The sequence below is a fragment of the Ramlibacter algicola genome, assembly GCF_016641735.1.
Classification (GTDB): Bacteria; Pseudomonadota; Gammaproteobacteria; order Burkholderiales; family Burkholderiaceae_C; genus Ramlibacter; species Ramlibacter algicola.
The window spans coordinates 732885-754741 of sequence record NZ_JAEDAO010000001.1 but is presented as its reverse complement, the minus strand read 5'-3'; the positions used below and the strand labels follow the sequence as shown (position 1 = coordinate 754741).

Genomic DNA, 21857 nt, shown 5'->3' with positions numbered 1-21857 from the left:
CGGTCCCATGCCGACCACGCTGCTCATTCGCAAGGACCGCCTCGCCGACACCCGCCTGCGCGAGGCGCCGGACACGCCGTTGGCCGAAGGCCAGGTGCGCGTCGCGCCCGAGACGCTGGCCCTGACGGCGAACAACGTCACCTACGCGGCCTTCGGTGAGCAGATGGACTACTGGCGTTTCTATCCGTCGGGCGAGGACGGCTGGGGCATCGTGCCGGCGTGGGGTTTCGGCCGCGTGGTGCAGTCGCTGCATCCGGGCGTGGCGGTGGGCGAGCGGCTCTATGGCTACTGGCCGCTCGCGAGCACCGCCGTACTGCAGCCCGATCGCCTGTCGGCCGCAGGCTTTCGCGAGGGGTCGCCGCACCGCGCGCAACTGCACGGTGTCTACAACCAGTACCAGCGCTGCTGCTCCGACCCGTTCTACGCTGCCGACAGCGAGCGCGAGCAGGCGGTGCTGCGGCCGCTGTTCGCCACGTCCTGGCTGATCGAGGACTTCCTGGCGGACAACGGCTTCTTCGGCGCCAAGCGCATCCTGCTGTCCAGCGCGTCGAGCAAGACGGCCTACGGCACGGCCTTCTTCCTCGCCCGCCGTTCCGGCCTCGACGTGGTCGGGCTGACGTCGCCGCGCAATGTCGCGTTCTGCGAGGGCCTGGGCTGCTACTCGCGTGTCCTCACCTACGACGCACTGGACACCCTCCCGGCCGGCGAGCCCAGCGTGTACGTCGACTTCTCCGGCGATGCGCCGTTCCGCCGCCGCCTGCACGAGCGCTTCCAGGAGTCGCTGAAGCACAGCGCGGCCGTGGGCGCCACGCACGTCGGGCATCTCGGCGGGGCCAAGGGCCTGGCCGGACCGCCCGCGACCCTGTTCTTCGCACCTGCGCAAAGCGCCAAGCGCGCCGAGGACTGGGGCGGCGCCGGGTTCCAGTTGCGTCTCGTCGCGGGCTGGCAGGACTTCCTCGGCCATGTGCGCGCGAAGCAGTGGCTCACGCTGCGCACGCACGCCGGCCCGCAGGCCGCCGCGACGCAGTGGCAGGCGATGGTCGCCGGCCAGGTCGACCCGCGCGAAGGCCACCTGCTCGCCTGGCGCTAGGGCCACTCGCCTCGGCGGCGCGCGCCCGCAGGACAATGCGCGCATGGCCTCCACGCATCCATACGACGAACTGACCCCGGACACCGTGCTCGACGCGCTGGCCACCGTCGGCCTGCATGGCGACGGCCGCCTGTTCGCGCTGAGCTCCTACGAGAACCGCGTGTACCAGGTGCAGCTCGAGGATGCGGTGCAGGGCCACGCCGAGGTGGTGGTGAAGTTCTACCGCCCGCAGCGCTGGAGCGACGACGCGATCCGCGAAGAGCACGCGTTCGCGGCGGAGCTCGTCGAAGGCGAAGTGCCGGTGGTCGCGCCGCTGGAGCTCGAAGGCGCGACGCTGCACCACCACGCCGGCTTCGCGTTCAGCGTGAGCCCGCGGCGCGGCGGCCGCCTGCCGGAGCTCGACGACCTCGACGTGCTGGAATGGATCGGGCGCTTCCTCGCGCGCATCCACACCGTCGGCGCGCGCGCGCCATTTCGCCACCGCCCGCAACTGGACCTGCGCAGCTTCGGCACCGACTCGCGCGAGTGGCTGCTGGCGCACGAGGCGATCCCGCTGGACGTGCAGGCGGAATGGACTCGGGTGTGCGACGCCGCGCTGGACAAGGCCTCGACACTGCTCGGTGGCGTGGACGGAACGTACGCCGGCCAATTCCGGTTGCTGCGCGTCCATGGCGACTGCCATCCCGGCAACATCCTGTGGACGCCCGATGCCGGGCCGCACTTCGTCGACCTGGACGATGCGCGCACGGCGCCCGCGGTGCAGGACCTCTGGATGCTGCTGTCCGGCGAACGCGCGCAGCGGCAGCGCCAGCTGGGCGCGCTGCTGGACGGCTACGAGCAGGTGCGCGACTTCGACCGCGCCGAACTCGTGCTGCTCGAGCCCTTGCGCACGCTGCGGCTGGTGCACTACAGCGCGTGGCTCGCGCGTCGCTGGGACGACCCCGCGTTCCCCGCCGCCTTTCCGTGGTTCGGCTCCAGCGACTACTGGAAGGGCCAGATCCAGATCCTGGAGGACCAGCTGGAAGCGATGGACGAGCCGCCGCTGGTGGCCTAGGAGCGTCGCGTTTTCATGCAGCTTGCCGCTGCGGCCTGCGCACCGCACTGCGCACGGCGCGGGCGGCCCCCTTCGTGATGCGACTCCATCGGCGCATGCCCGGTGCCAGCCCGACGTCGATCGAGTCCGAGCGCAGGCTGAAGGCCTTGCGCATCGAGAACTGGTCGCACGCGGCCTTCACCGGATCGCGGTAGAACGACGCGAGCTTGTCCACGCCCATCCCCGGCGTGCGCATCCACTCGGGAACGTGGACGTTGCACAGGATGTCGACGTCGGTGAAGACCTTGTTGGTGCCCGTGCCGGCGGCCGGGCACGAGGTGGCGAACGCATCGCCGACCAGCACGACGCCGGGCAGCAGGCACCCGTGCGACTCGTACAGGTCCGCGGGACGCACCTTCACCGGCCCCACCACCTCGATGGGACCGATGACGCGCCGCAGCCCTGGCAGGGTCCTGTGCAACGTCGCCTCAGGTTGTTCGCGCACGTCGCGGAGCCAGGGATCGGCCGCTTCGCGATAGGCGAACAGGTTCGCCCGCATCGCGCCCGGGACCGGGAACAGCGTGAAGTAGGCGCAGCGGTCGCCGGGCCGCTCGCCGTAGTACGTCAGCGCCGGGAAGCCGAACGTGCCTCCGTGCTGCGGGCGGACGTCGAAGGCGATGGTGACGGAATGGCAGCGGCTCACGTCCTTGCGCACGATGCCCAGCCCGTTGCGCAGGCCGCTGTTGAGCCCGTTCGCGATGACGGCGAGGCGCGCCCGCACGGTCTCGCCGGTGGACAGCAGCAGGGCCTGCTGCTGCTCGCCGTTGGCGATCGCCGTGACCTTGCCCGCCACCCGTCGCACCCCTGCCGGGATCGTGGCGCGGACCCGGTTCACCAGCGTGTCGTAGGGAATGCCGTACTGCGTTTCCGCGTGCTTCTCGATGAAGCGGCCGAAACGCGGGACCCAGATGCTGGCGTAGCGCGACGCGGCGGGCAGCACCATCCCGGCCAGCCCGGTGCGCTCCAGGGTCGCGACCTGCGAGGCATCCAGCTTCTCGCAGCGCAGGTCGGGCGGGTACACGGCGTGCGGGTCGATGAGCACGACCTCGAACCCCTTGCGCGCCAGCACCGCCGCGATGGCGGAGCCGGCCAGGCCTCCACCGGCGATGGCGACGTCCGCGACGTGCGCGTCCCCAGCCGGCGCGGATGGCTCATCCGAGGGAGTCATGGGGTGCTCCGCGGCGCAACACCGCCCGCGCGGGCCGCGGTCGGCCCGCTGCGAGCCGGAACGGCTGGAGGTTCACCGGGAAAGCCGCGCCTGTGGAAGCCGCCGCGCCTTCGGGCGACGGGGCAGCGGCCGCGCGCACCGGTTGCTCATGCCGGGCAAGGGCCTCGTCCACCACGCGGCGGAAGGCACTGCGGAACGCGCCCACCGAAAACCGCTCGGCGTTCGCGCGGCAATGCAGGGCCTGGATCTGGTGGCCCGCGGCTTCGAAGCGGCCGACGGCCGCCACCACCGAAGCCGGCGTCTGCGCGTCGAAGAGCACGCCGGTCGGGGTGCCGCTGCCGCCGAGAGTCCGCACGGTCTCGCGCGCGCCGCCGCGCCCGAACGCGATCACCGGCGTGCCGCAGGCCTGCGCCTCGACCAGCGTGATGCCGAAGTCCTCTTCCGCGGCGAAGACGAAGGCCCGCGCCCGCTGCATGTGCTCACGCAAGCGGTCAAACGGCAGGTGCCCGACCAGCTCGATGTTGGGATGCCCGGCCGCCAGCTTGCGGCAGCGCTGCAGGTCCGGCCCCTCGCCGGCCACGACGAGGCGGCGCGCCGGCATGTGCGTGAAGGCTTCGACCAGCAGCGGCATCTTCTTGTACGGCACCATGCGGGCCGCCGCGAAGTAGTAGTCGTCCTTGTCCGCGCGCAGCGCGAACGCATCCACGTCGACCGGCGGGTACACGACGGTGCTCTCGCGCCCGTAGGTCTTGCGCACGCGGTGCGCCACGAAGGCCGAGTTGGCGATGAAGACGTCCACGCCCGGACCGGTGCGGAAGTCCCACATCCGCAGGTAGTGCAGCATGACCCGCGCGAGCAGGCCGGCGGGGCCATGCGCGAGCCCGGCTTCGCGCAGGTACTGGTGCTGCAGGTCCGTGGCATAGCGCATCGGGCTGTGCACGTAGCTGACGTGGAGCTGGTTGGGCCCGGTGAGCACGCCCTTGGCGACCGCGTGGCTGCTGGAGAGCACCAGGTCGTAGCCGCTCAGGTCCAGCTGCTCGACCGCCAGGGGCATCAAGGCCAGGTAATGGCGGAACCGCCGGCGTGCGAACGGAAGGTGCTGGATGAAGGTCGTGTGCACGGGCCGGCCGCCGAGGAAGGCACGCTGCCGGTCCGGCAGCACGTCGACGACGCCGAACACATCCGCCTGCGGGAACAGCTGCAGCATCTGCTCGACGACACGCTCCGACCCCGCGTAGGTGTCGAACCACTCGTGGACGATGGCGACCTTCACGCGACCACCCCGGATGCACGGCCCGCGCGCACCCACAGTTGCATCGACATTCGGAACACTCCCGCCGGCGTTGGATGGCACCCATGCTAGTCGGTGGTGTCGCGCTGCACATCCCAGCTTTGACACGCGCGCGCCGGGCGGTGCCCCGGGACATTTGTCCCGCGGGGGCACCCAGCCGGAGGCAAAAAAAAGCCGGCAGGTCACCCTGCCGGCCGGTCGACGCGCCGCAGCGCGCAGCGGTCGCGTTTCAGGGGGCCACGTAGCCCACCGGCCCGCCCGCGTACGGCACGACGACGGCACCCGGCGTGGAGATGGTCGTCGCCGGATTGGCGCCGGCGATCTGGTTTCCTTCGGCACGCAGGTTGGTCACCATGGAGCCGTAGGCACGGATGCCGTTCTGGCCCTGCTGGTTGATCGCGTTGGCGAGGATCACGACGTTGTTGACCGCCGCGCCGCCATCGCTGTAGACCAGCACGCCACCGTGGCTGGTGGTGGTGCTGCCGCAGTTGTTCATGGTGTTGCGCTGCAGGGTGACGGTGTCCACGCCCTTGCTGTCGTAGCCCGCTTCCTGGGCGACGTACATGCATGCGTACTGCGGGTTGTTCTCCAGCAGGTTGTTCTCGTACACCACGTTCTTGCCGCCCACGATGCTCATGTTGCGGCCCCAGCGGTTGCCACGCACGATGTTGTTCCGCGCGGTGACGTTGTTGACGTAGTTCGCGTCGTAGCCGTAGCTCACCACCGCGATGCCGTCGTCGCCGCTGTTCTCGATGACGTTGCCCGTCACCGTCATCGCGTTGGCGCCATCGGTCATGTGGATCGAATCGGCCAGCGAATTGGTGATGTGGTTGTTGGAGATCGTGCCGCGCGTGGCGTTCTTGGCTGTCTGGATGCTGGCGGCGGGCGCGCCATCGATCGTCACGCTGTCGATCAGGAAATCGGAAGCGCCCATGATGGTGATCTTGGTGCTCTCCCACGCGGACTGGCGCCCTGGTGCGGCAGCGCCGGTGAGCTTCACGCTCGTCACGCTCGGGCCGGTGCCGGACATGAAGATCGATGCCTGCTGGTAATTCGTGGCGAACAGCACCGAGCTCGGGCCGTTGCCGGCGATCCTGGCGCTGTCCAGCTTGATGACCGTGCCGAAGTTGCACTGGCCCGACGGGATCAGCAGCGCCACGCCCTTGGCCTTGGTGTCGGCGATGCCGCGCGAGATCGCCGCGCTGTTGTCGGTGCGGCCGTCACACACGCCACCGTAGTCCGCGAGGCTGATGCCGGCGGCTGCCGGTGCGGGCGCAGGAGCAGTCGCCGGGGCCGGCGCGGACGGCAAGGGAGCCGCCGATGTCACGGAGGGAGCGAGCGCGTCGGGCGTCGCCCCGGAGGCGGCCGCACCGGCGACGCCGGCGTCGCCGCCACCACCGCCGCCGCAACCGGCCAGGACGGCCGCGAGGAGTGCCGGCAGGGCGAGGTGGCGCGTGGGCGTGGGAATGCGTTGCATGGTCTGCATCTCTCGTTCGTGGGGGGAAGACGCAGCCGGGCACGTCGTGCCGGCTGCTTTCATTCAGGGTCGGGCGGCAAGCGCCCGGACGGTGCCCGTCAGGCCTCCCGGCGTGGCCGGCATTGCGCCGGCGGCCGGGAGTGCCCGGGCGAGGAGACTCAGGGGGCCACGTAGCCCACCGTGCCGCTGGTGTACGCGGTCACGACGGCGCCAGGCGTGGAGATCGTCGTGGCGGGGTTGGCGCCGGCGATCTTGTTGTTCTCCACACGCAGGCCGGTCACCATGGAGCCGTAGGCACGGATGCCGTTCTGGCCGTTCTGGTTGATCGCGTTGTTCAGCACACGGACGTTGTTGACCGCGGCGCCGCCATCGCTGTAGACCAGCACGCCGCCGTGGCCGGTGGTGGTGCTGCCGCAGTTGTTCATGGTGTTGCGCTGCAGGGTCGCGGTGTCCACGCCCTTGCTGTTGTAGCCCGCTTCCTGCGCCACGTACATGCACGCGTACTGCGGGTTGTTCTCCAGCAGGTTGTTCTCGTACACCACGGTCTTGCCGCCCACGATGCTCATGTTGCGGCCCCAGCGGTTGCCACGCACGATGTTGTTGCGCGCCGTGATGTTGTTGACGTAGTTCACGTCGTAGCCGTAGCTCACCACCGCGATGCCGTCGTCGCCGCTGTTCTCGATCACGTTGCCCGTCACCGTCATGTAGCTGGCGCCGTCGGTCATGTGGATCGAGTCGGCCAGCGAGTTGGTGATGTGGTTGTTCGAGATCGTGCCGCGCGTGGCGTTCTTGGCCGTCTGGATGCTGGCGGCCGGCGCCTTGTCGATCGTGACGCTGTCGATGACGAAATCGGACGCACCCATGATCGTGATCTTGGTGCTCTCCCAGGCGGACTGGCGGCCCGGTGCCGACGCGCCGGTCAGCTTCACGTTCGTCACGCTCGGGCGGGTGCCGTACATGAAGATCGACGCTTGCTGGTAGTTGGTGGCGTACAGCACCGAGGTCGGGCCGTTGCCGGCGATCTTGGCGCTGTCCAGCTTGATGACCGTGCCGAAGTTGCACTGGCCCGACGGGATCAGCAGCGCCACGCCCTTGGCCTTGGTGTCGGCGATACCGCGCGAGATCGCCGCGCTGTTGTCGGTGCGGCCGTCGCAGACGCCACCGTAGTTGGTCAGGCTGATGCCCGCGGGAGCCGGTGCCGGGGCCGGTGCGGGAGCAGGTGCCGGTGCCGGTGCCGGTGCGGGAGCAGGCGCAGGTGCCGGTGCGGGGGCAGGTGCCGGAGCCGGTGCGGGAGCAGGTGCAGGCGCGGGAGCCGGAGCCGGTGCCGGTGCCGGGGCGGGCGCAGGCGCCGGAGCCGGCGCTTCCGGCTTGTTCTTCTTCTGCTGGCCAGGAGCGTTGGGATTGGCCGCCAGCAGCTCGGCTTCGAGCGCGGCCTGGTCGGCGCTGGCCACGTCGACGGCGGCGTCACTGCCACCACCGCCACCGCAGCCGGCCAGGACGGCGGCCATCAGCGCGGAAAGGACGAGGCGGGATTGGAAAGAAGATTGCTGTTGCGAGGAGTACTGCATTGTCGCCACTGTTGAGATCGGAAGCCGGACGGTACCGACGACGGCCGAGCTACGTGTAAGCGAGCTGGGCAATCTGTGTCGAACGACAGAGGGCGCATAGCCTCGATCCCGCAGCTGAGCCTTGGAAATGGATGAGGCTCGGCAGCTCGTCCGGGGTATGTACGTCACAACATCGAACACAACCGGAGGGCGCTCCAAAACGGGGCACGCGAAGTGCTCGCCGCTCGAGCTGCGCCGCTTGGCGCACGCCATCCCGGACGATGGGGATTTCCGCGCAGGAATACTGAGCGCAACGTCCGCGTCACGCTCGTGCGTGAGCGTGACGGGCCGGGCGCCGTCAGGGCCGCGCGATCAGGGCCGGGGGCTGCGCCCGACCGGCCCACCGGCGTACGGAACGACCCGTACCGCGGGGTCCCGGACGTCGACCGCCCGCCACCCGCCGCTGACGCGGTTGGCCTCCAGCACCAGGTCGACGGCCGGGCCCCGCACGCGGATGCCCGCGAGGCGCGGGCCGCGGACGTCGTTGTCGCGCAGGGTGATGGCGCGGTTGGGCTCCTGCCCGTCGCTGAAGACCATGATGGCCCCGTGACCGCTGAGCAGGCCGCCGCAGTTGTCCAGCGTGTTGCGCCGCGCTTGCACGTCGCGCGCGGCCCGCGTGGGCAGGTCGCCGCCCTCCTGCGCGATGTACAGGCAGGCGCGGCCGGCCTCGTTGTCCTGCAGCAGGTTGTCCTCGTACAGCACGTGCTCGCCGCCGACCACGCTCATGTTGCGGCCCCAGCGGTTGTGCCGCACGACGTTCCCGCGGGCCGTGATGTGGCTCACGGGGACCGGATCCGCGCGGTAGCTGACCACCGCGATGCCGTCGTCGCCGGAGAACTCGACGAGGTTGTCCTCCACGAGGATCTCGCTCGCGCCGGCCGTCAGGTGGATGCCGTCGGAGAGCGTGTTGCGCACCACGTTGCCGGTGATCCGTCCGCGCCTGGTGCCGCGCGCGGTCTGGATGCCGGCCGCGGCGGCGCCTTCGATGGTCACGTGGTCGATCACGAAGTCGTTCGCGCCGAACAAGGTGATCCGCGTCATCTCCCACGCGGACTGGCGCGACGGCGCAGCGGCTCCCGCGAGCCGCAGGTTCGACACGCGCGGCGCGTGGCCCGACATGAAGATCGCCGAGCGGCGCCAGTCCAGCGCGTGCAGGACGGAGGCCGGCCCCGAGCCCGCCAGGGTCGTGCCGTCGACGCGGATCACGTCCGCGTAAGCGCAACGGCGTTCGGGAACGAGCACCGGCACGCGCAGCTCCTTGGCGCGTGCGAGCGCGCGCGCCAGCGCCGGGCCGTCGTCGGTCACGCCATCGCAGGCGGCGCCCTCCTCGACCAGCCGCACGGCCTGCGCGACAGGCCACGGCGCCTCGGGTCCATCCGAGGCCTGGCCGCCGACGGCGATCGTGGCCATCACGCCCAGCAGGACCCGGCGGACGTGGTGGCCTGGCCGCTCACGCTGCAGGCCGGTGGTCCGCTTGGCGGACCAGGCGCGGCGGGCTGAAGGCATTGCAGGCCCAGAGCACGGCCAGGACGATGACGGCGCCCAGGACCCAGACGAAGAACCGCGAGGTGCCCCAGTAGCAGTACCGGAAGCTCTCGAAGATGGCGAGCAGGACCGAGGGGTACAGCATGACGGCGCCGAGCCCGCCGCGCCGGTAGCGCGCGTACAGCAGGCCGCCGGCGAACATCGCCAGCGCGAAGAACAGCATGCCGCCGGCCACCCCCAGGTCCACCACGACGGCGGCGAAGCTCGAGGGCGAGTTGAACTCGGGGTCGGCGTAGCGCCGCAGGAAGAAGTTGTCCGTCGTCTCGCTGGTGGCGCCCACGACCTGCGCGAACCGCGCCCCGATGTCCATCGGGAACGTGTACAGCCACGTGAGCACGTGCTCGAACTTGCCCGTCGGCCAGTCGGTGGTCGCCAGCATGCCGGCGCCGTTGTTCAGCGCCGTGAAGTAGTAGCTCACGAAGCGGCCGAGGGCGAAGTCCCAGAACGCGAGCCGGTCCTGGTAGTACGGCCAGCTGCGGAAGTACTCCGCCACCGCGAAGAACAGGAACACGCCCGGCAACGCCGCGTAGGGCCCGAGGCGGTACAGCAGGCGCCGCACGGCTTGCTTCGGGGTCGGCGCCGGCAGCCCGAGCAGCAGCGCGAGCGCCAGCGGGATCAGCGCCTCCGGCACCGCCAGGCGCTCGGCCCAGACGTAGGCGCGCAGGAACGTGAACAGCAGCAAAACGGCCGACAGTGCGAGCAGCGTGGCCTGCCGCACCTTGCGCACGAACACGAGATAGCCGGCGAGCGAGAAGAACAGCGGGGCGAGATTCACCAGCGAGGTGACGCCGACCACCCGGCCGATTTCCTCGCGCTCGGGCTGCACGGCGCCCGTGAGCACGGCCAGCAGCATCGCCGGATCCAGCAGCAGCGACCGGTACCAGAAGACGTAGGTGGCGAGCACCACCACACCCAGCCCGTTGGCGGCGCGCACGAGCTGCTCGTCGGGACATTGCAGCACCGTGCGCGGCTGCAGGTTCTCGCCCAGCCACGCGCCCAGCGCCGACACCAGCACCAGGCCGAAGCAGAGGAACACATAGGACGCCGACAGGTAGCTTCTCGAACGCAGCGCCAATCCGGTGAGGTCGCTGTCGCCGGCCCAGAACACCAGCAGCAGCATCGGCATCACGAACAGCAGGTGCAGGGCGGAAGGTCGCGTCCACCAGGGCAGTGCGCCGGCCCCGGCCGGGATCGCGCGGCGGGCGTCAACTTCCTGCATGCCGCCTCGCGATCGCCCGCAGGCCGACGCCGGCCGCGAACGCCACCCACGCGTCCGAGGCGAGCAGGGCCCACCCGAAACCGGTCGGGGACCTGGGATCGAACCACAGCAGCAGGCCGAAGAAGAGCGCCGCCGACAGCAGAGCGATGAGGACGTACGCGCGTTCCCGGTGGAACAGCACGAGGCACTGGTTGCCGAACAGCATCCCGGCCATGCAGACGGGCAGCCCCAGCCCGACGAGGGCCGTCATCGTGACGGCCGCCGCCGGCGTGTGCGCGGTGCCGTACGCGAAGCCGGCGATCTCCTCGGCATGGAAGCTGACCAGCAGGCCGACCGCCACGCTGCAGGCCATCAGCATGTAGAACAGGCTGCGCCCGAAGCGGACCGCGGCGCCGGGCTCGGCCATCAGCGCGCTCAGCCGCACGTAGCCGAGTTGCCCCAGCGGCGTGAGGATCGCCAGGCCCGCGGCCCGGACCCGCAGCGCGATGTTCGCCGCGCCGGTCACCACCGGGTCGCCTACCGCACCCAGGACCGCGATCCCGCCGTTCGCGACCGACGCGACGCTGAGGTTGCCGATCACGACCGTGCCGCCGCTGCGGAACAGGGCCCGCAACTGCTGCATGTCGATGCGCGGCCGCCCGAGCAGGCGCAGGTGCCGCATCACCAGCCACCCCGCCACCGCGCCCGACCAGGCCACGAAGGCGTAGACCCACATCGCGAGCGTCAGGTCGTCGTGCGTCGTCACGGTGCGCAGCAGCAGCACCACGCCGGCGATGCGCGACACGATGGCGACGCAGGCCGCCGCCCACATCAGTTCCAGCGAGCGCAGGTACCAGCTGGGCTCGAGCGCGAAGGCGAGCATGTAGAACACCATCGCGTACGACATCGGGCCCTCGGCCGGATTCCGCGTTGCCAGCAGGATGGGCAGCACCAGCGCGCAGGTGGGCAGGCAGATGAGCAGCTTGGCGAAGGTCACGTTCCACAGCACCTGCATCGGCCGCGCGCGCCAGCGGGCGGAGTGCACCTCGCGCACGCCGATGGAATCGAAGCCGAACTCCACGAGCATGCAGAGGAACGCCGTCAGGGCCGTGTAGAAGGCCACCGTCCCGTATTGCGACGGCCCGAGGTTGCGCGCACAGACGATCGCGAAGATGACCGGGAACGAATAGACCGCGCACTGCGCCGCGCCCAACGCGACGACCTTGGCGGCGGTGTTCGAGAAACGCGGCAGCGGACCGGTCGTGCCTGCTGCCGGGGGGCCGTCCATGCTCGTGCGCGCGTCCATCGCTCAGTGTTCGTTGAGGACGACGCCCGCCACTGCCGTCGACCCCTTGCCCAGCGAGTCCACGAGGTGCTGCAGGGCGTCCATGCGCGCGGCCTGGGGCCGTGCGACGACCAGCGCCGCACCGGCGCCGGCGGCCGCGATCCGGGGCTCGCTGCCTTGCGAGGACGCCGAGGTGTCGATCACCACGTGGTCGAACTTGGCCAGCGACTCTTCGACCAGGGCCTGGAACGCGGCGCGGTGCAGCAGTTCGGCCGGATTCGGCGGCGTCGCGCCGGCGCCGAGCAGCACCAGGCCCGGGACCGGCGAAGGCTGCATCGCGAACTCGGGCGCGAGCCGGCCGGAGAGCACGTGGCTGAGCCCCACCATGTCGTGCACCCGGAACAGTTCGTGCTGGCGCGGCGCGCGCAGGTCGGCATCGATCAACAGGGTGCGGCCGCCGAGTTGCGCGAAGGCGATGGCCAGGTTGGCCGCCACGTAGCTGCGGCCGTCGCCGCGCTCGGGGCTGACGACGGCGAGCGCCCGCGGGGTCTTGCCATCCAGCACGCCGGTGAGCAGTTCCGTGCGCAGTTCGCGGAAGCCCTGGGCGTCGTCGCCGAGCGGGTCGCAGGCGCAGACGAGTTCGCTGTCGAGCGCGGGCGCCTCGCGGAGGTACGGGTAGCCGAACTGCTGCGCGAGCGCTTCGAAAACGTCGTCCTCCGACACCAGCCCCATCGCCACGGCGATCTCGCCGAAGCGGCCGCCGCGCTGGCGCTGGTGCCGCAGCACGCGGTCGATGCTGGTCGGCTCCAGCCCCTTGGACTGGGCGAGGATCTGCCCGATCAGCCGGTCGCGCTTGAGCTGCACGACCTGGTCGTCGTGGTTGCTGCTCAATGCAGCGCTCAGGGTCATGGGACTGGTCTGCATGGCGGTTACTCGGTGAGGAGGGCGGGACCCGGGCGCACGAACAGCAGCCGGCCCGGCGCCGCACTGCGGGGCTTGCGGCGGCCCAGGACGGTGAGCACCGGCTGGCCGATCGCGAGCACTTCGTCCTTGGCGCGCAGGCGCCGGTCGCGCCGCTCGGCGATCCAGATGCCCAGCAGGGCGAGCAGCAGGCCGACGACGGCGCCGACCGACGCCTTGCCCGCCAGGGACGCGGAGCTGGCCAGCAGCGGCACCGTGGCGGTCTTCAGGACGGAGATGGTGACCTGCGGCGCGCTCTTCTCCAGCGTGGTCTTGTTCAGGCGCTCGACGACGGCGTCGAACGCGCGGCGGGCCACGTCGACCTCGTTCTGCAGCAGCTTGGCCTCGTCGCGCAGCGCCTTGCGCTCGAGCACCCTCTTGCGCTGGTCCTCCAGCGCCTTGGTCCGCTCCGCCAGCTGGCTGGTGAGCACCTTGCTGCTGCCCTCCAGGGCCGTGGCGGCGCGGCGCTTGGCGGCCTCGAGCCGCTGCGTGATGCCGGCGGTGACCGCACGCGACTCGATGACCATCGGATGGCGGTCGCCCAGGCGCTCCAGCAATTCGTTCTGCTTGGCTTCCTGGACCGACAGGGCCGCGGCCAGCGCGCCCACGGTGGTGTCCTTGAGGACCTCCTCCATGCGGTCCGGGCTGGCCGCCGCCTCGCTGCGGCGGCGCTGGGCTTCGCCCGCCTTCGCCTGCAGGCCCACGACCTGCGCGCTGAGGTCGGCCAGGCGGGCATCCTCCACGTCCATCTTCTCGTCCATGGTGGTGATGCCGTTGCGACGCTGGAACTCCGAGGCGCGCTGCTGCGCCTCGTACAGGCGGTTGCGCAGTTGCTGCGTGCGCTCGTCGAAGAACGAGTTGTACTGGCGTGCCGGCTCCAGCCGCAGGTCCTTGGACGTGTCGATGTAGGCCTTGACCAGCGCGTTCACGAACGCCGCGGACAGGCGCGGGTCGGGCGAGGTGTGCGACACGTGCAGCACGCGCGACTCGCGCGTCGGCCGGATGTCCGTGCCCCGCTGCAGCTCCTCGACGGCCCAGGCGTCGAAGTCGCCTCGCGCGCCGGTCTGCCGCTGCCAGCTTTCGCGCAGCTTCTTCTGCACCGGCTCGCCCAACGCCTGGAATGCGGCGGACACGACGCGCGCGCTGCGGATCACGTCGGCTTCGGTCGTGATGCGGCTGGGAAGATTCGCGCCCGGCAAGCTCACGCCGGCGATCGGGTCGAGGTTCTCCTCCTCGATCAGGATCTCGGAAGACGCGAGGTAGCGGTTGGGCATCAGCAGCGACGCGCCAACGACGATGAGCAGCACGGCGGCGACCCAGATAGCGAGCGCCACGCGCCAACGGTAGCGAAGAGCGAGGAAGAAGTGCTGGATCGTCATGGCATGCATCCGGTGGACTAGCGGCCGGGCTCAGGTGGGGTGCGGCTGGTGCGCCGTCGCGGGGGACGCGGTGCGGCGGACGTGGTCGAGCAGGGCGTGCGCCTGCACGCTCCATCGCAGCGGGTCGGTCCGGCGCCGCCCGGCGGCGGCAAGGCGCGCCCGCTCGGTCTCGTCCGTCGCCACCGCGGCGATCACGGACGCCATCTGCGAGGTGTCGTCGGGGTCGAAGTAGGTGGCGGCCGCGCCGCACACCTCCGGGATCGACGCCGCGTGCGAGGCCAGCACGGGACAGCCCGTGCGCATCGCCTCCAGCGGCGGCAGGCCGAACCCTTCGTAGCGCGACGGGAACACGAACACGGCAGCGTGCTGCAGCAGGCCGAGCAGCTGCTCGTCGCTCACGTAGCCGGCGTAGTGGATGTTCCCCGCCCGCTGCCTGTCGCCTTCGTCGCGGAACACGCGCGGCGCGCGGCCCCCGGCGACGACGAGCCGCAGGCGTGCCAGCCGCGGATCCGCCATCGCGGCCTCCAGCATGGCGATGTTCTTGTTCGGGTGCAGGCTGCCGATGGCCAGCACGTACGGCGTCCCGCGCAGCCCGAGCGTGTCGACGACGGCCGGGTCGGGCTGGATCCGGTCGACGTGGTCGACGGCGCCACCGACGACTTCGATGTCGCGCGGCGCGACGTGCAGGGCCGCCGCGAGACGTGCCCGGGAGAACTCCGACACCGTGACGACATGGGCGCCGCTGGCCGCCAGGGCCCGGTGCACGAAGCGGTACCAGGCCACGAACGTCCGTCCGTAGCCCCCGGGCGAGTCGAACACGGCGGCGTCATGGATGACGACCGTGCGCTGCCGGCAGAGGATCGGCGCGAGGTTGCACAGGCACAGCAAGGGGCGGCCCGCGGCGTACCAGGGCAGCTGCAATTGCTCCCAGGCGTGGCCGGCGCCGGTGCCGCGGAAGGTCTGCCGGATGCGGCGCAGTTCGAGCCGCTCCGCACCGGGCGGGCAGACCAGTTCGACGTCGATGTCATGGGGTCCCTCGGCATCGAGCGCGCGGACGATTTCCCGCGCATAGCGCTGCACCCCGGTCGTTCGCTGGGTCAGGAACCGTCCGTTGATGGCGATGCCTTTGGGCAAACCGATCTCCCTTCATGGCTCTGTACGCAGGCGGGCAGTGCCACTGCCGACCCGTCCGAATGCATTGGAGTCGCTTTGCCGCGCGGGCAGAAGTGAGCTTTGTCCCGCCTGCCATAGGACAAACCGTGGCCGTCACTTCGCCCGCCAGCCGGCGAGGTAGCCGCGCACCTGTTCGGCTCCGCAGCGGCGGTACCAGGGATCCCGGCGGACCGTGCCCAGCAGGACCTTGACGAGCGACTTGGCCAGCGCGAACCAGAGGAACCAGGCCGGGTAGCTGTTCTTCTTCAGCACGCGGCCGAACCCGGGCGCGTAGGCCCGCGTGCGCTTGACGGTCTCGGCGTCGTAGGTGGCCGTCTTCACCGGATGGAACACCACCACGTCGGGCGTGTAGTCGATGGCGAAGCCGGCACGCAGCGCGCGGATCAGGAAATCCGTTTCCTCGCCCGAGCCGTAGATGGTGCCGGCGCCGACGCCGAGTTCCTCGTCGAACGTGGGCACCGCATCGAAGACGCGCCGGCGCGCGAAGATGGTGAACGAGATCGCGCAGCGCCACACGTTCAGGTAGCCCACCTTGCGCGGCGTCTCCGGCCACGCCCTTTCCTGCCGGCCGTCGCCGTCGCAGGACCTGCCGCAGACGAGGTCCGCGTCGCAGTGGTCGAACGCGTCGAGCACGCGGGCCAGCAGGTCCGCCGGGTACCAGCAGTCGTCGTCCGGGAAGCCGACGATGCTGCCGCGCGCCTGGCGCAGCCCGCGGTTCCTCGCGCGCGACAACCCCGGCGGCGACTTGATGACCACGACCGGGATGTCCATCGGGACGCTGCGCAGCACCTGCCCGACGCGATCGTCCTCGTTCTGGTCCACGATGACCAGTTCCACATCGCGGCAGGTCTGGCAGGCGAGCGAGCGCAGGAACCGGCCGAGTTCCTCGGTGCGCCCCTTCGTGCCCAGCACCAGGCTCACCAGCGGCGCGGCGCCGCGCATCGGCTTCTCACTCATGGCGGACCGCCATCCGCGCGTCCGGCTGCGGCCCGAGGCCGAGCCGCTTGCGCGCCTTGTAGCGCAGCACCCAGGGGTTGACCCACTCGCGCTTGGCGTCGACCAGCGTGCGCTCGCCCCAGGCCGACAGCGTGTGGACGCCGTGCGGGTTGAGGGTGCCGGCGCCCGGGCGGATGAACTCCACGGTCGACTCCCGGTACTCGGTCGGGGTGCAGACCTCGATGCGGTTGAGCGCCACCGCGCCGCCGTAGGTTCGCGAGCAATCCTGGCCGGGCCGGATCAGGTCGCCGCCGCGCCGGAACACGGTGCCTGCGGGCCGCGACGAGCGCGCGTCGATCTTGACCGGGTTCAGCGGATGCCGGCGCCACGGCCCGGTGATGTGCTCCGCCCACGCGAGGCACAGGCTGTCGTGCACGCCGAACCGCGCATCGGAATACGCGATCCACAGCAGGCCGCCGTGCCGGAAGAGCGTCGCATCGGCGGCCTGCACGCCGTCGAGTGCGGTGCACGCGGGCTGCCAGGCGCCCGTGGCCGGCTCGAGCCGATGGATGACGACCTTGCCCGCGGCGCCGGACTCCGGGATGCACCAGGTGGCGCCGTCGTGCTCGAACAGGAAGGGATACGACAGGTGGCCCGGCACGGCCATCGGCACCTGGCGCTCCGCCTTCACCTGCCCGCAGCCCTCGTCCAGGGTCAGTTCCTTCAGCACCCCGGTCGGCTGGTCGTGCACCACTTCCTCGCACAGCAGGCGGCCGGGGTCGCCGGGCACGCCGAACGGGTCGGCCCAGTAGCGAGAGGGCTCGCGCGGCCCGAGCCAGCGCACCGCGTGGCGCAGGTCCGCGCTGCACACTTCCTCGATGGGCTTGTCGATGACTCCCAGCATCCAGGATTCGCTGACCGTCCAGGCGCGCCACTGGTCGACGGCCTGCAGCAAGCCCGCGTACGCCAGCGCGACGCCGGGCGCGAGTGCAGCGGGCCGCACGCCCGGTGTCCACGGATGCGCGGCCTCGTCGCGGCCCTGCAGCGCCGCCGCGGGCAGGCACGCGGCGACCTGCAGCAGGCGGTCCAGGCTCGCGGCGTAGCGGCCGCGCGCGACTTGCGGATGGGCGACGCGCAACGCGGTCCTGCCGTCGCGCACGAGGAAGACGGCGGCGTCGGCTTGCCGGCGCGCGATCTCCTCGAGGAACGCGTAAGGCGCGCCGACGCTGCGGCCGTCGCGTTGCCGCAGCGTCCAGATGCCGCGCCGGAAGCGCTGCGGCCCCGACGCGGGCGTCGGGCCGGCGTCCACCACCAGGTCGACGTCATCCGCGCGGCACGCGGCGAGCGCGGCTCGCGCGCTGGTCACCCGTTGCACTTCCAGGCCGGAAGCATTGCGCCGCAGGGCGGGCACCTTCTCCGCGAGCCGCGCCCAGTCCTCGGGCGCCTGCGCGGAAGGCACGGCATACACACGCACGTCGGCCGAGCGGGCCAGGTCGCCGGCCAGCTGCACCTGCCAGGCGGGCGGCTCGGCGCCGTCGATGATGAGCCCGATCCGGGTCGGGTCAGGAGACGCGTTCATGGCCAGACCCTCCCTTGCGGCCCGCGGTTACCGCGTATGCTCGATCGGCACGCAGCACCCCCCAATGGAGCGCCTTGCCGGATGAGCGTTGAACTGCGCGGAACCCCCAACGACCTGGCCGACCGGGGCTCCGTGGCCCTGTACGTGCCGGCGCTGGACCGAGGGGGCGCCGAGACGGTCATGCTGCGGCTGGCGGCGGGGTTCGCACGGCGCGGCATCAAGACCTGGCTGGTGGTGCACGACAAGTCGGGCGCATTGCTGCAGGAGGCGCCGGGCGAGGTGCGAGTCGTCGACCTGCAGGTCTCCCCAGGCTGCACGCTGCTGTCGGCCAACACCGGTGCGATCCGCCCGCTCGCCGCGTTCCTCCGCAAGCAGCATCCCGACGTGCTCATGACACCCTTCCCGCACGCGAACCTCGTCGCACTGGCGGCGCGCCGGCTCGCCGGTGCCTCCACGCGCGTGGTCGTGAGCGAACACTCGCCGCTGGACCGCGCGCTGTCCGGCCACCGCCGCTGGCGACGCGTCGTGCTGCAGTCCCTGATCGGCCGCGCTTATCCGCGGGCATCGGCGATCGTCGCGGTATCCGAAGGCGTGAAGCGATCGCTGGTCGCGCTGGGCGTTCCGGGCGAGCGCATCGACATCCTGCCCAACCCGGTGCTGCCCGAACAGTTCTGGGGCATGGCCGCGGAACCCGTGGAGCACCCATGGTTCCAGGACCGCTCGCGGCCGGTGGTGATCGGCGTGGGACGCCTGGAGCCGGTGAAGGATTTCGCGACCTTGCTGCGGGCCTTCGCGCGCATCCGGAACGCGACGGGGTCGCGCCTCGTCCTGGTGGGCGACGGACGCGAGCGCGCCGCACTGGAGGCCCTGGCCGTCGAGCTCGAAATCGCGGACGACGTGTGGCTGGCGGGATTCCAGGCCAAGCCCGCCGCGTTCGTCGCCAAGAGCCGCGTGCTGGTGTCGTCCTCGCGCTTCGAAGGCGCCCCGCTGGTCGTGATCGAGGCGCTGGCGTGCGGCTGCCCTGTCGTGGCGACGATGAATCCCGGCGCCATCGAGATGCTGGAGGACGGCCGCTACGGACGCCTGGTGCCGATCGGCGACCCCGACGCGATGGCCGCTGCCATCCGCGACGTGCTGCAGCAACCGCCGGACCCCGCACCCGGACGGCAGCACGCCGCCCGCTTCACCGTGCAGCACAGCGTCGACCGCTACCTCGCGCTGTTCGACGGGCTGTGCTGAAGAGGACGTGACGCCGGCGCGCCGGTGATCGCGGTGAGTCGACATGGCCGTCACACGCTGCGGGCGCGATGCGCCACGGGCTTCAGGCGCCGGCCGAACGGGCTGTCGACCAGTGTCCGGGCTGCGTGGTAGGCGGCCAGGGTGAGGGAGGCCGCGGGCGTCGAGCGCGTGAACGCGCCCTCCGCGAGCGGGGTCGGATGGTCGGCGAACATCTGTTTGTACGCCTCGTCTCCACGGCCCAGGTCGAGCAGTCGGCAACCCTGTTCGGCGGCGGCCGCCGCGGTGAACATCAGTTGCTGCAGCCCGGGCGAGTACCTTGCCAGCGCGGGCTCGTAGACGGAGAGCCAGCCGTGCCAGATCTCCTCCGACCGCAAGCCCAGGTTCGCCGCCGCCAGCTGGTCGCCGGCGTAGAGCACCGCGAGGCGGCCGCCGAAATGCGGCAGCTGGTGCTGGCGGACACGGTCCAGGAGGTCGCACACCCAGCGCAGTTCCAGCACGTTCTCCGCACCGGTGCGGCGGTACTGGTCGAACTTCAGGCGCAGCACCGTCGCGAACGTGCGCGGGTCGCGGTCGTCGTCGACGTAGCGCAGCGGAGCGGTGCGGGCCAGCTTGCGGTGCTTGCGCTCGTACACGCGCAGGGTGCCGGGGTGCTCGTCGTGGCGCCCGGCCTTGTAGGCGTCGAAGCCGCGCGACAGGTCCAGCGCCAGCGAGTCGTGCCGCTTCACGCCGGTGGAAGGCGCCTGCTCCCCGCAAAGGTTGTAGAAGCGCCAGCAGGACAGCCCGGCGGCGCGCAGCAGGTCCGGCCAGCGCCAGCGCGTGCCGGGCGCGCACACCATGCCGTGGTGGTCCGAGAGCATGCGGCCGACCGGCGCGCCGATGCTCCAGCGCGACTGGTACGGGAGCAGGCCCACGATGCTGTCGCCCTCCTCCAGGACGGCCACGCGCACGTCGGTGCAGACCTCGCCCACCGCGAGCGTGAACTCGGGGCAGAAGAACGGGCTCGCGAGGGCCGGGTTGGAGCGCTGCAGCGCGAGCCAGCGGGCGCGCATGCCGGCATCGACCTCCCGCGTGTGGATGACGGAGATCTTCATGCGCTCAATACGCCATCATGTCCCCGCGCACCAGCATCACCGCGGTGCGCCAGAGGATGCGGATGTCCAGGCTCAGGCTCCAGGACTGCAGGTAGGCGATGTCGTACTCGGTGCGCTTGCGCATCGATGACAGGTCGTTGCCGCCGCGCGCGCCGTGCACCTGCGCCCAGCCGGTGATGCCCGGCTTGACCTTGTGGCGCAGCATGTAGCCGGTGATCAGCTTGCGGTACTGCTCGTTCACCGCGATCGCGTGCGGCCGCGGCCCGACCAGGCTCATGCTGCCCGCAAGCACGTTCAGGATCTGCGGCAGCTCGTCGAGCGACGTGCGGCGCAGGGAGCGGCCCAGCGGGGTGACGCGCGGGTCCTCGCGGGTCACCTGCGTGTACGTGGTGTCGCCGTCCTCCATCACGCGCATGGTCCGGAACTTCAGCACGCTGATCTCGCGCCCGTCGAGGCCGAAGCGGCGCTGCTTGAAGATCGCGGGCCCGGGCGATGTCGCCTTGACGGCCAGCGCGATGACCGCCATCACGGGCAGCAGAAAGGGCAGCAGCGCGATCGTCACCACCAGGTCCAGCGCACGCTTCATGCCGGCGGCGCTGCCCTGCAACGGCGTGTCGCACACGGACAGCATCGGCAGGCCGGCGACGGTGGCGACGCGGCCCTGGATCATGCGGGCGACAAACACGTCGGGCACGAAGAACACCGAGGCCGTGGTGTCCTGCAGCTGCTCGAGCAGCGCCAGCACGCGCGGCTGCCGCGTCATCGGGATGGTCAGGTAGATGACGTTGATGCCGTGCGTGCGCGTGAGTTCGCCGATGTCGGAGAAGCCGCCGAGCACGCGCTCGGACGCCGTCCGCGCCACGCGTTCGAGCGAGCGGTCCTCGACGTAGCCGACCAGCCGCTGGCCCTCGGCCTCGCCGCTGGTGATCAGGCGCGACAGCCGCAGCGCGACGTCGTTGATGCCGACGATGAGGACGCCGTCCTGCTTGTAGAGGTGCCGGCCCAGGTACGGCGCGACCGAGGGGGAGAACGCGTGCGCGCCGAATAACGCGAACAGGGACAGCCCGGCCCAGCCCAGCACGGCGCTTCCCTCCACCAGGGGCGGCTCGCCAGGGAACACCAGCCCGAGCGCCCCGGCGACCAGCAGCACCGACAGCAGCGCGAGCCCCCAGTGCTTGACCAGCTGCCACGCGATCTCGCCCGACATGCGGCGGAACGGCGCACGGCCCGCCGGCGCGCTCACCATCAGCACGATCAGCACCACGATCAGGTCGTTGCGTCCGAAGGGCATCGCGAACAGCCCGACCGCCGCGAGGTAGCTGGCCGCGAGCAGCACGCGGTCGATGAGCGAGGTGACGAACCCCCACTGCCCCTCGTCCGGCATCAGGCGGGACGGGAGCTGGTCCAGGTAGATCTTCATCGCGCGTCTTGGCCGGTGGCGCGCTGGTGGGGCACGGACTGGCGGCGCAGGTCGGCCTTCACCGCGGGCTCCTGCTGGGCGCGGACGCGCGGCAGCGCCAGGCTGGCCGCGCCGGCGGCGAGTCCCATCGTGAAGGTTCGTCGTTCCATGGTCCGTGCTCCTGCCCTTGCGGCGCGGTGGCCGATGCATGGATTGGATTTCGCGGACGGCCGCGCCGAAAGGGCACTTTGTCCCACGCGGCGCGTGACAAGCACCCCGCCCCGTCGCATCCCTGTGCGTGCCGGGACACATGCACTACGCGAGACGGTTGCTTGGTCCCTGCCCTG

At 71.2% G+C, this 21857-nt stretch carries 18 protein-coding genes; 3 read left to right on the top strand and 15 right to left on the bottom strand.

Features of this window, described 5'->3' with window-relative positions:
* The first annotated feature begins 7 nt into the window (after positions 1–7).
* Entirely contained in the window at positions 8–1090 is a 1083-nt protein-coding gene (locus I8E28_RS03695) for a DUF2855 family protein (protein WP_200786486.1), read from the top strand.
* Positions 1091–1133: 43 nt separating this feature from the next.
* The gene (locus tag I8E28_RS03690) at positions 1134–2144 is read left to right on the top strand and encodes a serine/threonine protein kinase (protein ID WP_200786485.1); all 1011 of its coding nucleotides are present in this window, start codon (positions 1134–1136) and stop codon (positions 2142–2144) included.
* 13 nt (positions 2145–2157) lie between these two features.
* Here the strand turns inward: I8E28_RS03690 and I8E28_RS03685 are convergent, their stop codons facing one another.
* From I8E28_RS03685 to I8E28_RS03630, 12 genes are all read right to left on the bottom strand, one after another.
* Entirely contained in the window at positions 2158–3351 is a 1194-nt protein-coding gene (locus tag I8E28_RS03685; RefSeq protein WP_200786484.1) for an FAD-dependent oxidoreductase, read from the bottom strand.
* Complete coding sequence (locus I8E28_RS03680) at positions 3335–4624, bottom strand: glycosyltransferase family 4 protein (RefSeq protein ID WP_420850202.1); 1290 nt, start codon at positions 4622–4624, stop codon at positions 3335–3337. The genes I8E28_RS03685 and I8E28_RS03680 overlap by 17 nt, the downstream gene beginning before the upstream one ends.
* Positions 4625–4871: 247 nt before the next feature.
* Entirely contained in the window at positions 4872–6119 is a 1248-nt protein-coding gene (locus tag I8E28_RS03675) for a right-handed parallel beta-helix repeat-containing protein (RefSeq protein WP_200786482.1), read from the bottom strand.
* Positions 6120–6277: 158 nt separating this feature from the next.
* Positions 6278–7627, bottom strand: a complete 1350-nt coding sequence (locus I8E28_RS20830) for a right-handed parallel beta-helix repeat-containing protein (protein ID WP_200786481.1) — start codon at positions 7625–7627, stop codon at positions 6278–6280.
* Positions 7628–8038: 411 nt separating this feature from the next.
* Positions 8039–9136 carry a right-handed parallel beta-helix repeat-containing protein gene (locus I8E28_RS03665; protein ID WP_200786480.1) on the bottom strand — a complete coding sequence of 366 codons (1098 nt, stop codon included), beginning with the start codon at positions 9134–9136 and terminating at the stop codon, positions 8039–8041.
* Between the two features lie 40 nt (positions 9137–9176).
* On the bottom strand, positions 9177–10490 hold the full coding sequence (locus I8E28_RS03660; protein WP_200786479.1) for a hypothetical protein: 1314 nt from the start codon (positions 10488–10490) through the stop codon (positions 9177–9179).
* Entirely contained in the window at positions 10477–11775 is a 1299-nt protein-coding gene (locus tag I8E28_RS03655; protein WP_200786478.1) for an oligosaccharide flippase family protein, read from the bottom strand. Before I8E28_RS03655 ends, I8E28_RS03660 begins: the two co-directional genes overlap by 14 nt.
* A gap of 3 nt (positions 11776–11778) precedes the next feature.
* The gene (locus I8E28_RS03650) at positions 11779–12678 is read right to left on the bottom strand and encodes a polysaccharide biosynthesis tyrosine autokinase (protein WP_200786477.1); all 900 of its coding nucleotides are present in this window, start codon (positions 12676–12678) and stop codon (positions 11779–11781) included.
* Between the two features lie 5 nt (positions 12679–12683).
* Positions 12684–14093: a hypothetical protein gene (locus I8E28_RS03645; protein ID WP_200786476.1), complete on the bottom strand. Its 1410-nt coding sequence runs from the start codon at positions 14091–14093 to the stop codon at positions 12684–12686.
* Between the two features lie 30 nt (positions 14094–14123).
* The gene (locus I8E28_RS03640) at positions 14124–15227 is read right to left on the bottom strand and encodes a glycosyltransferase family 4 protein (RefSeq protein ID WP_200786475.1); all 1104 of its coding nucleotides are present in this window, start codon (positions 15225–15227) and stop codon (positions 14124–14126) included.
* A 132-nt stretch (positions 15228–15359) separates the two neighbouring features.
* Positions 15360–16223, bottom strand: a complete 864-nt coding sequence (locus I8E28_RS03635) for a glycosyltransferase family 2 protein (RefSeq protein ID WP_200786474.1) — start codon at positions 16221–16223, stop codon at positions 15360–15362.
* The gene (locus tag I8E28_RS03630; protein ID WP_200786473.1) at positions 16216–17781 is read right to left on the bottom strand and encodes a glucosamine inositolphosphorylceramide transferase family protein; all 1566 of its coding nucleotides are present in this window, start codon (positions 17779–17781) and stop codon (positions 16216–16218) included. Before I8E28_RS03630 ends, I8E28_RS03635 begins: the two co-directional genes overlap by 8 nt.
* Before the next feature lie 81 nt (positions 17782–17862).
* Here I8E28_RS03630 and I8E28_RS03625 point away from each other — a divergent pair, with 81 nt between their 5' ends.
* Positions 17863–19020, top strand: coding sequence for a glycosyltransferase (locus I8E28_RS03625; protein ID WP_200786472.1), 1158 nt, complete (start codon positions 17863–17865; stop codon positions 19018–19020).
* Between the two features lie 50 nt (positions 19021–19070).
* Here I8E28_RS03625 and I8E28_RS03620 read toward each other — a convergent pair whose 3' ends face one another.
* From I8E28_RS03620 to I8E28_RS03610, 3 genes are read right to left on the bottom strand one after another with little or no spacing between them, the layout of a single operon-like run.
* Positions 19071–20111, bottom strand: a complete 1041-nt coding sequence (locus I8E28_RS03620; protein WP_200786471.1) for a GNAT family N-acetyltransferase — start codon at positions 20109–20111, stop codon at positions 19071–19073.
* Between the two features lie 4 nt (positions 20112–20115).
* On the bottom strand, positions 20116–21531 hold the full coding sequence (locus tag I8E28_RS03615; protein ID WP_200786470.1) for an undecaprenyl-phosphate glucose phosphotransferase: 1416 nt from the start codon (positions 21529–21531) through the stop codon (positions 20116–20118).
* Positions 21528–21680, bottom strand: coding sequence for a hypothetical protein (locus I8E28_RS03610; protein WP_200786469.1), 153 nt, complete (start codon positions 21678–21680; stop codon positions 21528–21530). The genes I8E28_RS03615 and I8E28_RS03610 overlap by 4 nt, the downstream gene beginning before the upstream one ends.
* Between the last annotated feature and the right edge of the window lie 177 nt (positions 21681–21857).